Below are 13,910 nucleotides of genomic sequence, written 5' to 3'. Positions count from 1 at the left end.
CTGAAAATACCAAATAACAATTAAATCATTTAAAACACTAGGGGTGTTATTTAACTGAGATGAGTACAAACTCAAACCCTTTGAACCTGAACTAGTTAGAACTAGCGTAGGAAAGTGTAAGCACGAATACATATTTGAAGTGTTTTTATTTACTATGTATTTACTTGTTTGCGCAACGTTCCTACGGAATGTTGCGCTTTTTATTTTTCAAAAAAATAATAGGAGTGGTTATGATGACGAGAACAGTATTAGTTACAGGCGGTAGTAGAGGTTTAGGAGCAACGATTGTAAAAACATTGGCGCACCAAAGGTTTCAAGTAGTGGTTAACTATAATAAAAGTAAAGATGCTGCTGAACAGCTTGTCTCTGAGATTGGTGAAGATAAAGCTATTGCCATACAAGCTGATGTCACAAACCGGGCCGAAGTAGACCAGATGATAAAAGTAGCGACAGAATATTTTGGGCAAATAGATGTTGTGGTCAATAATGCCTTAGTAGATTTTAAATTTGATCCAAGTAAACAAAAGTCCTTCACAGAACTGACGTGGGACGATTATCAAAAGCAAGTGGATGGTACCTTAAGAGCCGCATTTAATGTCGTTCAAAGTGTCATACCTCAATTCATCGATAGGAAAGATGGGACGATTATAAGCATAGGAACCAATCTATATCAAAATCCAGTCGTACCCTACCATGAATACACCACAGCAAAAGCTGGATTAATAGGCTTCACGCGTAATATCGCTTCTGAACTAGGTGTGCATGGGATAAAAGCGAATGTCGTTTCAGGTGGATTACTGAAAACAACCGATGCCAGTGCAGTTACTACACCAGAAGTTTTTGACTTAATTGCTCAGTCAACACCATTAAAGAAGGTAACCTCGACTCAAGATGTAGCCAATATGGTTGCTTATTTAGCCTCAGAGCATGCAACTGGGATAACCGGGCAAAATTTCACGGTGGATGGCGGGTTAACAATGAACTAATGACTTAAATGTGGGGGTGTAAGCAAATGACACAATCGAAAGAAAAGCAACTGCATCTAGGTGTTTTACTATATGGTTGTGGACACCATCAAGCGGCCTGGTTAATGCCAGATTCAAGCATTGAACAAATTGGAGATATCTCTTATTATCAATCCTTAGCGCAGATAGCAGAGAAAGGATGTTTTGACGCTGTGTTCTTTGCAGATAATCAATCCTTTCAAGCTAAAGATTCTAGTGTGATGCCTGCTTTTTGGTTTGATCCCATAGTGAATTTAACGGCTATTTCACAAGTGACCAATCATATAGGATTAGTCACAACCATCTCAAGCACGTTCTCTAATCCTTTTACAGCTTCACGACAACTATTAAGTTTAGATCATCTAACAAAAGGGCGTGTGGGGTGGAATCTTGTGACATCCATGACGGATGCAGAGGCATTAAATCATAGCATGGATGAGCTACCACCTCATGATAAACGTTATAAGAAGGCGGATGAATTTGCGGCTCTTATGAATAAGCTATTTCTTTCCTGGGAGCCTGAGGAGTTTCTACATAACCGACAAGAAAGAGCATTAATAAATGCATCTAACATTGAGCCGTTTAATCATAGGGGTACATATTTTAACGTAAATGGTCCGTCTACAACACCAAGAAGTCCACAAGGAAAACCTGTATCCATGCAAGCAGGTGCATCAAAACAAGGCATTAAATTAGCCGCAAAATACGCCGATGCAGTCTATTCAGTGTCATGGAATCTAAAGCAAGCCAAAGCCTTCCGCAAAAAATTAGATGACCAAATAAAACAAAGCGAGAACAGTGACAGATATATAAAAGTATTACCGGGCTTAGTCACATATGTGGGTCTTACCCATGAAGAAGCGTTACAAAAGAAAGCAGCATTAGATGAGCAATTACCAATTGAAACGGCTCTAAAACAGTTGAGCTTCTTTATCCAACAAGACTGTACGAATTGGGAACTAGATAAAGCAGTGCCGCGATTACCCCCAGTAGAAGAATTTACGGGGCCAGTTGGACGGTACGAAACCATATTAGAAATCATTCATGATACACAACCAACCGTAAGAGAATTATTAGGATATCTCAATGCAGGCGGCGGACATCACACTTTGATAGGAACGCCTGAAGAAATAGTCGATCAGATGCAAGTTTGGTTTGAAGCTGGTGTCGCCGATGGATTTAACCTTATGCCGCCCACGTTACCTGGAAGTTTAGAAGACTTTGTTGAGTTGATTGTACCTGAAATGCAAAGGAGAGGGATTTTTAGAGAAGAATATGAAGGTCAGAGCTTTCGGGAGCATTTAGGGTTGAATAAATAATATAATAAAGGTTTCTTCACACTAAAAAGAGGTTGTCCCCGTATAAGTAGCAGGAGTGGGCAAGTAGAGCCCACTTCCTGTTGAATGTATGCAAGAGGAAAGCCAACTGTTTATTAACAGTCATGCAAACCCACCGTTTGTGAAAATAACTTGCCCGTTAATCCAACGTCCTGAAGTGGCTAAAAATAGGACTGTTTCAGCAATATCCTTTGGTGACCCTAAACGTTCAGATGGGGAATAATTAGCGATATTAGTAATGGTTTGTTCATCTTTTCCATCTAAAAATAATGGAGTGGCTGTTGGACCTGGTGCCACAGTATTGACGGTAATGTCTTTACCGCGTAATTCACGGGCCAATATCAAAGTGATTGATTCAACTGCGGCTTTACTGGCAACATATGCACCATATGTTGGTAATTGTGTGCGTGTAACGGTTGTAGAAAAGTTAATAATGGCACCCCCTTTTCTAACACGACGTGAGGCTTGCTGGGCGATTACAAATGTTCCTCTAATATTTGTGCGGTGCATTTTGTCTAAATCATCTAAACTGACCTCTGCGATCGGACTAAGTAACATGATGCCTGCTGTATTTATTACAACATCAATCCCACCGAAATGCTCCTCAACGAAAGTAAAAGCTTTTACCATATCAACTTCGTCTGCTACATCTCCACCAATACTGATTGCTTTGCCGCCTTGATTTACGATTTGATTTACTAAGCTATCTGCTTTAGATTTATTTCCAGAGTAATGTACTGCTACCGCAAATCCATTATCGGCTAGTCTTTCAACGATTTCGGCCCCTATACCGCCAGATCCCCCCAAAACAAATGCAACTCGTGATTCATGTTGATTAGTAGATATATTTTGCATGAATTTTCTCCTTTGCTTGCGTAAAATTAAATGATTTTAGTGAGATTACCACGACTTATCAGGTTATAAGAGCTATGAATGCATAGATGCGATTCTATCAAAGTCGACATGTGTCAGCTGGTTTGATATATCCCACAGCTTAGAGGAGACTGTGGTATCCAGAGCTTGCGGTGCCATTTTACCCGGTTTTGGTAAGCCCCTCGTTTCACTAAGTCGACTGGGTCCGTAATAGGCGCCGCTCTTTACATGTGGTGACGTGGCAGCAAAGAGTGTTGGTAGTGCTCCTTGAGCAGATGGTTGGAACAGAACGGCTAAAAACCTTCGAGTTATTCCTGCAAAACTATTTGGGCCAGCTCCATTAATAAGTAAATCAGTACGGGAAATCCCAGGATGGACGGGAATGCTTAGTACACCCCAACCCTCTTTGTCACTACGCCGCTGAAGTTCCAGAGCAAACATGATCATGGCAATTTTGGATTGAGCATAGGCTTTAGAAGCGTCATATTTTTCAAATTGCAAATCATCAAAATGTATTTGGCCATTTCGGTGCGCAACACTGCTGAGATGAATCACTCGTGGTTTTTCCCCTTTGCGTAGTAAAGGCATTAAATAAGCCGTCAATGCAAAATGGCCAAGATAATTCGTACCAAATTGAAGCTCAAATCCATCTTTTGTAAGTTTTCGTGACGGAGGGGTCATCACCGCAGCATTGTTAATTAAAAGATCAAGATGTTGCAACTCCTTGTTCATCCGGTCACCGAATGATTTTACCGAGTCTAAGTCGGCAAGATCTAATTCCTCAAAACGTATATTGGCTGTGGGGACTAAATTACGAATTCTTTTAACTGCTTCTGTTCCTTTTATAGCGTTGCGACCAGCCAATATAACATCTGCCCCATTTTTGGCTAGCTCCAAAGCCGTTTCAAAGCCCAAACCTCCTGTGCCAGTAACTATAGATAAACGACCATTCTGAGGTGGAATGTCCGCAGCTGTCCATTTAGGAAAATCTTTCATACCTTTCTCACTCCTTTATTTGTTTGCGAAGAAAAAATACGCAAGTTTCATATTTTGGTAATTGTAAATTATGAAAAAATTCAATATAGTAATGCTATCAGTTAGAGTTTTATCGAAGTCAAGTGGTTATTTAAACTTTAAATTATGAGGTGAGAAACAATGTACAGCATTAATGAAGTGGCAAAGATTTGTGATATGACGGCTCATACTCTCCGCTTTTATGACAAAGAAGGGTTGTTGCCTTTTGTGGGACGTAATGATGCGGGAAACCGAGTGTTCACTGAACAGGATGTGGGACTAATAAAGTTTATATGTTGCCTAAAAAATACGGGTATGCCAATTAAAGAGATAAAACTGTATATTGAAAAGGCTTTAGAGGGCGAAAACACTGCGGAAATGAGGAGAGACATGATACTCAAACACCGTAAAGAAGTCCAAAGGCAAATTGATGAATTAAAAAAGAGCATGACGATCATTGATTTAAAGGTTGCTTTTTATGATTCCTACAAAGTAAATTTCAAACGTGAAAGTTAACTGTTTGGTCATGAGATAGTGTAGGTCCTACCAAGAAACTGGTTTAATTAATGGTGAAGATCACTTCACTTGCTTAGAGTTATCTCTAACTCTATTTTGTTCATGGTTCTTCAGGTTCATTAAATATACTGAACATAACTAGTTGTTGATGATCAAAAAAGATCTCCATCACCTGTGAAATGGTAATGGGGATCTTTTTTGATTCTCTATGATAAATCTGTCGGTTAAATGTTTACTGCTAACTATTTTAGCGACTCTACATATGATTTGCATAATCATTGGCTGTAATGCCATAAACCTTTTTGAACTGACGATTGAGATGCGTAAGGTCAACAAAATCAAACTCATTAACAGCCATAAATACATCTTTTTCTTGCTCAATGATCTTTCTAGCTCCATCTATTTTGCCATTAAGATAATATTGGTAGGGCGTGACACCTGTTTGGGCTTTAAAATATCGAATGAACTGAAACTTAGAAAGCCCAAATTGTTCAGAAATCGTGTCCAACCGTAGCTGGTCTTTTAGATGTAAGTGAATTTCTTCTTTCATTGTTTGAATAATACTATCCTGATGCGGACTGTATGTTTGGTGGAAGCCAGTTAAATGATCAGCTAATTTAATGAGACGCTCATCGCAAATGCACTCGTTTTTATCATGTAGGACAGCATTTGCTAAATGAAGAACGTGTTTAGAGAGCGTTTGATTGTAGATAATGGGCTCAGTGAATTGAATAGACTCTTTATGCTGAGTGGCTTCTAATAACAAACTTGGTTCAAAATAAAGCATAGCATATTCAAGTCCTGTTTCGTCATAGGCTGACCCGTCATGAACCTGCTCAGGGTTAAAAAACATAACACCACCCTGATGAGAGAGCTGATGACTCCCATCTAGTTGATATTGTTGAATACCTCGTAGTGTTACACCAATGGCATATTCACCATGAGAATGTTTTTTATATGAGAAATCTGACATTCTTGCAGACAATGCTTTAATGCGTTTATGTTTCTTATAGATAAATTCATTCATCTAGATCCCTCGCAATCTTTAAAACCATATCATCGTAGCCGCATACATCAAGAAAATAGCCATCATAAGATTTGTAATTCGATGGTATTTCCTTAATAACTCTTTGAACACTGCTCCAAACGAGACCCAAATCAAAAAAGAAATAAATCCTATGAGCGTTACGGTTATAACCGTGACAGACAGTATAAATATACTATCGTTATAAGGTAACACAAAACTAGGAAATAAAGTTAATGTAAATAAAACAGCCTTCGGATTAACAATTTGTAAAAGAACGCCTTGCCCAAATGATGAGATAGGGTGTGATTGCGTTTGGTCAGGGACACTCATGTTATACACCTGATACGCTAAATAAAGCAAATACATGGTCCCAATTACTTGAATATAAATCATGACATGTGGAACGGTTTGAGCGAAAAAAACGTTTAGCATAGCAGAACTCATCAGAAGGATCCCAAACCCACAGATCGAACCATATGTAAATACCATGGCCGGCCTAACCCCTACGTTCTGCACTGTAGAAAGAATGATAATATTGGTTGGTCCTGGAGTGACCGTAACGATAAAACAGTAAATAAGAAATGTCCAAATCATATGATACGCTCTCCTCGATGTGAATATTTATACACTGTACATCACATCTAGGAATGGATATAGTACATTATTGCAGGAGCAAGTTTAGCGTTTAAATGTAACCCGGAACGTTTGTAGAAGGGGGCAAAAGAAATAGAGACTGACCGTAGAAAAATGAAGGCAGTAATAATACCGGTAACTCGGCCATACATTTAAAGACATACTCTAATTAAAGAAGTCGCTTTTTCTATTGGAGTCTTGTATGATTACAAATTTTAAGAAATCAAGTGAAGGAGACAAAAACGATGCTTTGGACTGTACTCATTGTAGTCATTGTTTTGTGGTTACTTGGATTCATTGGGGAAGTTGGGGGAAATTTAGTGCACATTTTATTAGTAGTTGCACTCGTTGTTTTAATTCTTCAACTTGTTTCAGGCCGACGGAGATTATAGCTTAAGTCCCCTATTATACGTAAAAAGGTAAGGTCCGTACTTATGTGAGGGCTTTACCTTTTTACAATAGAAGAGCTTTTGAAACAAGCTGAGCGGGTCTTAAATCTATATTTACTATGTCTATCATCTAAATTAATCATCCCAATGGTTTGTTTCCATATCGATTAACCAATGGCTTCGCAACATCAGCGTTCTCTCGACACCAGCTAACATGCCAGCCCCTATCATGGCATAGTTAATCATGCTTGGCATGACAATTGGTGATTCGAATGTCCCAATGTTCTCAGCAACCCAAGGTATATCAGAGAGAGTTTCAACTAGCTGAGGCAGTCCTATAACAATTGATGTGAGTAGAATTACAATGGCCGATACAGCAATAAAAGAGCTGATTTTTGGAAAGCGTTTATGTATCCACAGCCTTCCCCCTCTAATTGATCGTTTATCTGGATAAATTGAGTAAATCCCTTCTTTTTCCGTCTCATAATGAATGCGATTTATTCCGTATCCTCCATTCTCCATTTCGATAAAACCATCCTCCACCGGGAAAGCAGCAGGGAGCTTAGAGTAAGCTATATGAATTCCATCCTTGTATAAATCTGCTCTAGGTTCTTCTACAAAGTATTTACATACGATCGTATATAAGATTTTCTTATCATCTTTATTCGTTATTTCAACATGAAAAAGGGAACGTGTAAACATATTCAGTAACCAAGGTTTCTTTAATCGGTGACCATCTCCTTCTTTCACCTTTTTAATTTTTGAAAGTCGCTTCTTCCTACGAATCAATTGAATTACCATATTAAATCAGTCTCCTTTACAAGAATTCTGATAAACCAACACTTATTAATCTTATTATCTGTACGTGTTATTTTTTCATGGGTTTCAACGTAGAGTGTGTTGAATGTATCCTCATTGATTTAAGAATAGGCTAGATTATTAGATATACAAAATACTATAGCTTTACTAAGAAAATATTTAGCTTCCGCCAAAAAGAAGAATGAGAAGCTACTCTTCTTTAGGAGATCGAATCATTGTAATGTATTACGGTAACTTATTTGTTGATGCTTTTAACGATGGCTCCTTAGGATCAAGATATATGTCTAAGTACGTGTTGTCCTCAAACCTGACGACCACAGCCACATCTGTCACTTCTACATCAGCAACAATTTTGCCTTTCAGTTTTTCGGTTGTTACTTTACATTCTTCGTTGTCCATTGGTTTACCCTCGCTTTCCTTTGTTACGACCATTTTCTCATAAGGAGCTCAATAGGTCCTCTGTTATATTTACGTCTCCATAACACTGAGAAGATAATGCTTCCTGTGAAGAAGAAACACGCGTATAAAAAGGTAAAGGAAAGGGGTTGGCTTACAGCGCCGTTAAAGAGAATGACTTTATTAAAGAGAAGCAATATGCCAATTCCAATTACTACATGACTGACATAATGAGTTAAGGTTAGTTGCCCTGTATAGATGAGAGAACGAACCACAAAGTTATTTGCCCATTTTTCAGCTAGATAGATGGATAGAATAATGATTAGAAGCGCGGATGCTGTGTTAGAGACTAAATAGAATAGATTTGGCGGGATGGGTCCTGTTTCAAATAAAAAGGCTGCGCTTTCTGCGTCTAGAATGGATGATGAGAATGAAAGAATTAAGATCCTAGATAGGAGTTCCGTTGCAACAAGTGTAATCGTACTTACGATGAGTATGCTTTTCCTTACACCTCTATCCACTAAGTTCAATCTTCCAATTAGCATTCCAATCAGTAAGAAGCCAAGCCATGGGAAAACGGGGTGATACCCATTCAAGAACAAATTCCTCAGAAACCCTGTCACTGTCCAGAAATCAAGATATTCTAAAAAGGGCTGAGTTGGACTCCATCCGCTCATATAATCAAAGATCACTTGATAGAATTGAGCCACAAATGCCGTTAGTGCGATGATGAGGATCATTAATTTTGGCGATGCCAGCATAACGAGGGCCGCAAATGCCATATAGAAGCCATAATAGTGTAAGATGTCGCCGGACCAACCAATGGTATATAACAGCATACCGAGTATAAACAAGAAGAGAGATCGTTTTAACAAAGAGACTCTAACATTAGTAGTGATAGTCTTTTCCGAGGTTAAGCGTGCCTTCCTGGTCATCAGTGATATCCCGATCCCCGCCAAGGTGACAAAGGTGGCTGCGGCTCTTCCTTCAAATAAGTTGGTGAACCAGACTAATGCAGGCGCACCATTGCCTTGTGCTCCTGTCACCACCATAAAGTTCATAACCAGCATCCCAAACATAGCGAGAGCTCGTGCAAAGTCTAAGCCCTCAACTCTGTTTTTACTTTGGTTATTACTCATGATTTTCTATGCCTCTAAGAACGCTATCTACAGCTTCTCTCCAGATTCGCTCATAGTCTAAATTCATATTGGTTAAGATGAAATTTGTGATGTTATCAAAAACGAGGGCAAGCAATTGAGACTTAATAAGAATGTTTTCGTCCTTTATCGCTTTAATCTCAACAGCATTTGTAAGCATGTCATGAAATGTGTTGAAGAATTCCTGTTGAATGTCTGCAAGCTTCTCTGCGTAATAGCTGTCACGAGTGGCCAGCATGATGTACTGATTAAATAATTGATTAAACGCAAGGTTCTTCTTTTGATGATTGATGGCATTTTCCCCTACATGATATAAGGTTTGCTTCACGTTTGTGGTATTCATTTCCTTTAGATCTATATACGTAATCGACTGGATTTCTTGAACGATGGTGTCAAAGAGGCTCTTAATCAATTCATCTTTAGATTTGAAATAATAATAAATCGCAGGCTTAGATATCCCTATCTCTGCAGCAATACTGGACAAGCTCGTTTGATCAAAGCCTTTTTCTGAAAACATGGAAAAAGCCGTTTCGATAATCTGCTTATACGTTTCTTCTTTGTTACGCATTTTGTTTCCTCCTTTATTTACTTACCGGTAAGTAAATTATATGCGATAACATTTTTTCTTGCAACCAAAAAAATAAAAGAGGTGAAGAAAATTGTAATTAACAAAAAGAAGAACGTAGTGTGATCAAGAAGTTTACTCACGAGCGAGGCAGAGGATTGTCCTTATTATTGTGTAAAAAACCATACTGATGCTTCACCTAAAACAAGAGGTCAAAATAACAGGGCTGACACCTGCGGGATGAAAAGGAGGCCACTGAAAAACGATCTTTATAAGACTGCGAAGTTCTACAATTGTTTAAGTCAGAACGTTAGCTACAGGAGAACCCGTAGACTCCCGCGGATAGCATAGGGTTCTCCTGTAGCGACGGGCCAGGACATTCATTTACACATAAACTTCGACACAGTGTCATTATTCAGTCACTTCAAGACTTATGAAAGAAGTTAATTCAAACGATCTCTCAAAAATTGTTTGATCAAAAATGCACTGGTCTCTAAGTCTTCCTCTAAAGGAAAATGACCGGTATTTAATAAGTGGACCTCGCAATCCTTAATATCGTTTTGGTAAGCTAATGCGCCTTCGGGTCCGAAAAACATATCATTTTTTCCCCATACGACTAGTGTAGGTGGCTGATACGTTCTAAAGAACTCTTGCCATTTTGGATACAATGTTAGGTTGTTTCGATAGTCATAATACAACGCAAGCTGGATGTCGTTATTACCGGGGCGATCCAACACAAATTGATCCATATTCCAGGCGTCGGGGCTAATCCGGTCGGGGTTACGGGTTCCATCGGTATATTGATACTTTGTAAAATCTGCAGATAAAAGGGACTTTAAGTTGTTTTTATTTTCCTCGGATGGATCCTCCCAATATGAGCGTATGGGATCCCACGCAGGCATTAAACCTTCCTCGTAAGCATTGCCGTTTTGTGTAATAATCGCTTGAATTCGCTCTGGGTGTTTGGTCGCCAGCCTAAATCCTACTGGGGCGCCGTAATCGTGTACATATATGCTATATTTCTCTAAATTTATGCTCTCTACAAATTCATTGATCAAATGAGCAAAGCTGTCAAAGGAATATTTGAAATCATCCATACTTGGTTGATCAGTATTCCCAAAACCCGGATAATCCGGCGCGATAATGTGGTATTCATCCATCAATTCAGTTATTAAATTTCGATACATATGAGAGGAAGAGGGGAAACCGTGAAGCAATAAGATTGTAGGGTTGCTTCTGTCACCAGCTTCTCGATAAAAAATATCAATACCATAAATTTTTACTGTTTTGTACTGTACGAACATCGTATCACCTCATAAGATTATTTGAATTCTTTGCCGACGTTAAGCCATCGTACGTTTGCTTCACCTCACTTTATAACCTTTATTAATTATTTTTAGTGGTTATAAACCACATCCTACATCACTTGACCTAACTTGTAAATATACTTTTTAACGGTTATAATTACTCGTGAGGTGAAACACTTGGACAAATTACTATTTTTAATAGGTGGAACGGCCTGGATAAACCTAGTGAATACAACATACATTTCTAATAAACAAAAAATTGATATCCTACAAAATCCAACAAACACATTAAGATGGTTAGAGGAAAATAACCTATTGAGAGAGTCGGATGTTTTGGCCCTAGCAGATGGGGAATTGTTTGATTCGTTATTAGTCGAGCTCCACTCGCTTCGTGATCTTAGCAAAATGATTCTCTCTGATATAGATCAACAAGGAGAACTCTCCCAAGAAAGTACGGATCAATTAAAAACAATTGTTAACCAGCTAAAAGTGAGTGTGTCGCTTGTTCCAAAGGATGAAAAAATAAGTCTGACCACTGAAGGAATAACAACGATAGATCATGTACTTTACACGATTGTGGATTCAATGATTCACACTTTGGACAGTGTTTCAAATAACCGTATTAGGAAATGCGAGCATGAGGAGTGCACGCTCCACTTCGTTGATACATCCAAATCAGGAAAAAGACGCTGGTGCAGCATGGAGCTGTGTGGAAATCGTAAAAAGGTTGCTGAATTTTATGCAAGGAAAAAGAATAAGTAGAAAAAATGATGGACTGACTGTTTGGAGGTGATGAATATGCCTTTAGAAATCGTTTTAAACCTCTCATTATCCCCTCACGAAGTGCCAGACCTTAGAGAGCGAGTGGGCTGGGGCAGAAGAGATGAAGACTATCCCGCTTTATTTGAGCGCTGTAATTTTTGGGCGGGTGTGAAAGATCATCATAATCATCTAATTGCCTTTGGCTATGTGTGTGGTATGGGGTTGGAACATGGATATATGGAGGATATCATTGTGCATCCCGAGTACCAAGGGCGTGGGATTGGAGCCCAATTGGTAAAAGGATTGTTAGAAGAGGCGGAGAGATTCGGTATAGAAATCATGACCGTATCCTATGCGGAGGACAAAGCGAGTTTTTATGAGAAGTGTGGATTTACAACAGGAGCAGGTGGAGTTTGGCGGGTAGTCAATTGAGTGTATAATGAAAAATCCTGTCTAACGCAGGATTTTTTTAATCTAGTGAGTTATTATTTTGAGTCAATCTCTTTAATTACTTTTGCAGGTACTCCAGCAACAATGACGTTGTCTTCAACATCCTTTGTTACAACGGCTCCTGCAGAAACAATAGAGTTTCTGCCTATGGTCACGCCAGGCATAATCGTTGCGTTGATGCCGATCCATGCTCCTGATTTAATATGGATGGGTTTATTATAGGTTGATCGTCGCTCTTCTGGTGAGATGGGGTGGTTGGTTGTAACCAGATTTACCTTTGGTGCAAAGAGCACCTTATCCTCGATGGTAATGCCACCCCTATCCATGAATGTACAGCCCTGATTAATAAAAACATCTTTGCCTACCCGGATATTTTGCCCGTAATCAGTGTAAAAAGGGGGCAGAAGTTCAAATGATTCATGGACTTGTTCACCGGTTAATTCACTAAATGTAGATTGTACTTCTTCTTTCGTATGATACGTATTGTTCAATTCTGAGATTATTTTTTGCGCACGCTCAATAGCTAAAGCCATTTTTGGAAATTCAGGATCTTGAATAGATATGACTTCACCACTTCTGTCTCTATCAAAAAAATCTTTTATCATTGCTTGTAACCTCCCGTTGTTTTAAAGTAGCAGCCCACCTGGCAAAAAGCCGTTTCATTTATTCTAGTTAACCTATCCTTTCATAGCCAATACCTATATCATATAATTAGTTATGTCTTTTAAGCATAGGAGGTCACTTAATGGAGATTAGAGTATTACGTTATTTTCTCACTGTCGCAAGAGAAGGTAACTTTACGGCAGCAGCTAAATTTTTACATGTCACTCAACCCACTTTATCTAGACAGATAAAAGATCTTGAAGAGGAGCTAGGAAAAAAGCTATTTGTTCGTAGTAATCACCGCATTCATTTAACGGAAGAAGGTATCCTCCTAAAAAGAAGAGCAGAAGGCATTCTTGAGATGGTTACTAAGTTAAAAGAAGACATTGCTTCAACTCCTGATACGATCAGTGGTGATGTGTTTATAGGTGGGGGCGAAACAAAAGCGATGAGACTTTTAGGTCGTGTGGCAAAACAGATACAAGATGATCATCCGAGCATTCGCTTTCACCTGTATAGTGGGAATGAGGAAGATGTGACGGAGCGCTTAGACAGAGGGTTATTAGACTTTGGAATCCTGATTCAGCCTGCTGATTTATCTAAATATCACTATATGGATATTCCTGCAAAAGATAGGTGGGGAGTTGTGATGAGAAAAGATAGCCCTCTCGCAGAAAAAAACAAGATACGACCTGATGAATTGATAGGGCTTCCTCTCATTTGTTCAAGGCAGGCTATGAAAGAATCCTATTCCAAAAACGAATTTGCCCATTGGTTTGGCGAAAACTACGATAAGTTAAACATCGTAACAACCTACAATTTAGCCTATAATGCGGCGATTATGGTTGAGGAAGACATGGGATATGCGATTGTGATTGATGACATTGTTAATACATCATCGGAAAGCACCCTATGCTTTAAGCCACTTGAACCTAAACTTGAATCTGGGTTAAGCATTGTGTGGAATAAGCATCAAGCGTTTTCTTCAGCTGCTGATTTATTTTTATCCAGGCTAAAGAATCGCTTTCTATCATAAAGGTGAGAAATCTAATGAAAAA

Annotated in this window: 17 protein-coding genes and 1 riboswitch; of the genes, 7 read left to right on the top strand and 10 right to left on the bottom strand. The window is 38.9% G+C overall.

All coding sequences use genetic code 11. The features are described from left to right. Positions 1-29 precede the first annotated feature (29 nt). Positions 30-130: riboswitch (TPP riboswitch) on the top strand. Between the two features lie 103 nt (positions 131-233). Together FN960_RS04485 and FN960_RS04480 are read left to right on the top strand one after the other, a co-directional pair. Beyond that, positions 234-986 (top strand): 3-oxoacyl-ACP reductase, encoded by a 753-nt coding sequence (locus FN960_RS04485; protein WP_143847670.1) that lies wholly within the window; start codon positions 234-236, stop codon positions 984-986. A gap of 26 nt (positions 987-1,012) precedes the next feature. Beyond that, positions 1,013-2,323 carry an LLM class flavin-dependent oxidoreductase gene (locus tag FN960_RS04480; RefSeq protein ID WP_143847329.1) on the top strand — a complete coding sequence of 437 codons (1,311 nt, stop codon included), beginning with the start codon at positions 1,013-1,015 and terminating at the stop codon, positions 2,321-2,323. Positions 2,324-2,443: 120 nt separating this feature from the next. Here the strand turns inward: FN960_RS04480 and FN960_RS04475 are convergent, their stop codons facing one another. Continuing rightward, positions 2,444-3,196, bottom strand: coding sequence for an SDR family oxidoreductase (locus FN960_RS04475; protein WP_143847327.1), 753 nt, complete (start codon positions 3,194-3,196; stop codon positions 2,444-2,446). A gap of 72 nt (positions 3,197-3,268) precedes the next feature. Further along, entirely contained in the window at positions 3,269-4,210 is a 942-nt protein-coding gene (locus FN960_RS04470) for an oxidoreductase (RefSeq protein WP_143847325.1), read from the bottom strand. A 159-nt stretch (positions 4,211-4,369) separates the two neighbouring features. Between FN960_RS04470 and FN960_RS04465 the strand changes: the two genes are divergently transcribed. Beyond that, entirely contained in the window at positions 4,370-4,744 is a 375-nt protein-coding gene (locus FN960_RS04465; RefSeq protein ID WP_143847323.1) for a MerR family transcriptional regulator, read from the top strand. Between the two features lie 256 nt (positions 4,745-5,000). Here FN960_RS04465 and FN960_RS04460 read toward each other — a convergent pair whose 3' ends face one another. Both FN960_RS04460 and FN960_RS04455 read right to left on the bottom strand, forming a co-directional pair. Further along, positions 5,001-5,771 carry an AraC family transcriptional regulator gene (locus FN960_RS04460; RefSeq protein ID WP_143847321.1) on the bottom strand — a complete coding sequence of 257 codons (771 nt, stop codon included), beginning with the start codon at positions 5,769-5,771 and terminating at the stop codon, positions 5,001-5,003. An 18-nt stretch (positions 5,772-5,789) separates the two neighbouring features. Next, a complete protein-coding gene (locus FN960_RS04455; RefSeq protein WP_143847319.1) occupies positions 5,790-6,365 on the bottom strand; it encodes a LysE family translocator in 576 nt (191 codons plus the stop codon). A 284-nt stretch (positions 6,366-6,649) separates the two neighbouring features. Here FN960_RS04455 and FN960_RS04450 point away from each other — a divergent pair, with 284 nt between their 5' ends. Beyond that, the gene (locus tag FN960_RS04450; protein WP_143847317.1) at positions 6,650-6,796 is read left to right on the top strand and encodes a lmo0937 family membrane protein; all 147 of its coding nucleotides are present in this window, start codon (positions 6,650-6,652) and stop codon (positions 6,794-6,796) included. 132 nt (positions 6,797-6,928) lie between these two features. On the opposite strand, the gene FN960_RS04445 is transcribed toward FN960_RS04450, so the two are convergent. The 5 genes from FN960_RS04445 to FN960_RS04430 all read right to left on the bottom strand — a co-directional run bounded on the left by FN960_RS04445 (position 6,929) and on the right by FN960_RS04430 (position 11,034). After that, entirely contained in the window at positions 6,929-7,594 is a 666-nt protein-coding gene (locus tag FN960_RS04445; protein ID WP_143847315.1) for a hypothetical protein, read from the bottom strand. Positions 7,595-7,837: 243 nt separating this feature from the next. Continuing rightward, positions 7,838-8,011, bottom strand: a complete 174-nt coding sequence (locus FN960_RS22725; RefSeq protein ID WP_185970915.1) for a hypothetical protein — start codon at positions 8,009-8,011, stop codon at positions 7,838-7,840. A gap of 23 nt (positions 8,012-8,034) precedes the next feature. Beyond that, positions 8,035-9,147 carry a DUF418 domain-containing protein gene (locus FN960_RS04440; protein WP_143847313.1) on the bottom strand — a complete coding sequence of 371 codons (1,113 nt, stop codon included), beginning with the start codon at positions 9,145-9,147 and terminating at the stop codon, positions 8,035-8,037. Further along, entirely contained in the window at positions 9,140-9,733 is a 594-nt protein-coding gene (locus FN960_RS04435; RefSeq protein WP_143847311.1) for a TetR/AcrR family transcriptional regulator, read from the bottom strand. The genes FN960_RS04440 and FN960_RS04435 overlap by 8 nt, the downstream gene beginning before the upstream one ends. Positions 9,734-10,173: 440 nt before the next feature. Further along, the gene (locus FN960_RS04430) at positions 10,174-11,034 is read right to left on the bottom strand and encodes an alpha/beta fold hydrolase (protein WP_143847310.1); all 861 of its coding nucleotides are present in this window, start codon (positions 11,032-11,034) and stop codon (positions 10,174-10,176) included. A 180-nt stretch (positions 11,035-11,214) separates the two neighbouring features. On the opposite strand from FN960_RS04430, the gene FN960_RS04425 reads away from it, so the two are divergent. Then, a complete protein-coding gene (locus FN960_RS04425) occupies positions 11,215-11,799 on the top strand; it encodes a CGNR zinc finger domain-containing protein (protein WP_143847308.1) in 585 nt (194 codons plus the stop codon). A gap of 36 nt (positions 11,800-11,835) precedes the next feature. Continuing rightward, entirely contained in the window at positions 11,836-12,231 is a 396-nt protein-coding gene (locus tag FN960_RS04420; RefSeq protein ID WP_143847306.1) for a GNAT family N-acetyltransferase, read from the top strand. Between the two features lie 53 nt (positions 12,232-12,284). Here FN960_RS04420 and FN960_RS04415 read toward each other — a convergent pair whose 3' ends face one another. Next, positions 12,285-12,854 (bottom strand): sugar O-acetyltransferase, encoded by a 570-nt coding sequence (locus tag FN960_RS04415; RefSeq protein WP_143847304.1) that lies wholly within the window; start codon positions 12,852-12,854, stop codon positions 12,285-12,287. Positions 12,855-12,994: 140 nt separating this feature from the next. Between FN960_RS04415 and FN960_RS04410 the strand changes: the two genes are divergently transcribed. Beyond that, positions 12,995-13,888 carry a LysR family transcriptional regulator gene (locus FN960_RS04410; protein WP_143847302.1) on the top strand — a complete coding sequence of 298 codons (894 nt, stop codon included), beginning with the start codon at positions 12,995-12,997 and terminating at the stop codon, positions 13,886-13,888. Positions 13,889-13,910: the final 22 nt, after the last annotated feature.

The organism is Alkalicoccobacillus porphyridii, from assembly GCF_007293315.1.
Classification (GTDB): Bacteria; Bacillota; Bacilli; order Bacillales; family Bacillaceae_D; genus Alkalicoccobacillus; species Alkalicoccobacillus porphyridii.
The sequence above is the reverse complement of the archived record's forward strand: the minus strand, read 5'-3'. Positions and strand labels throughout refer to the sequence as shown.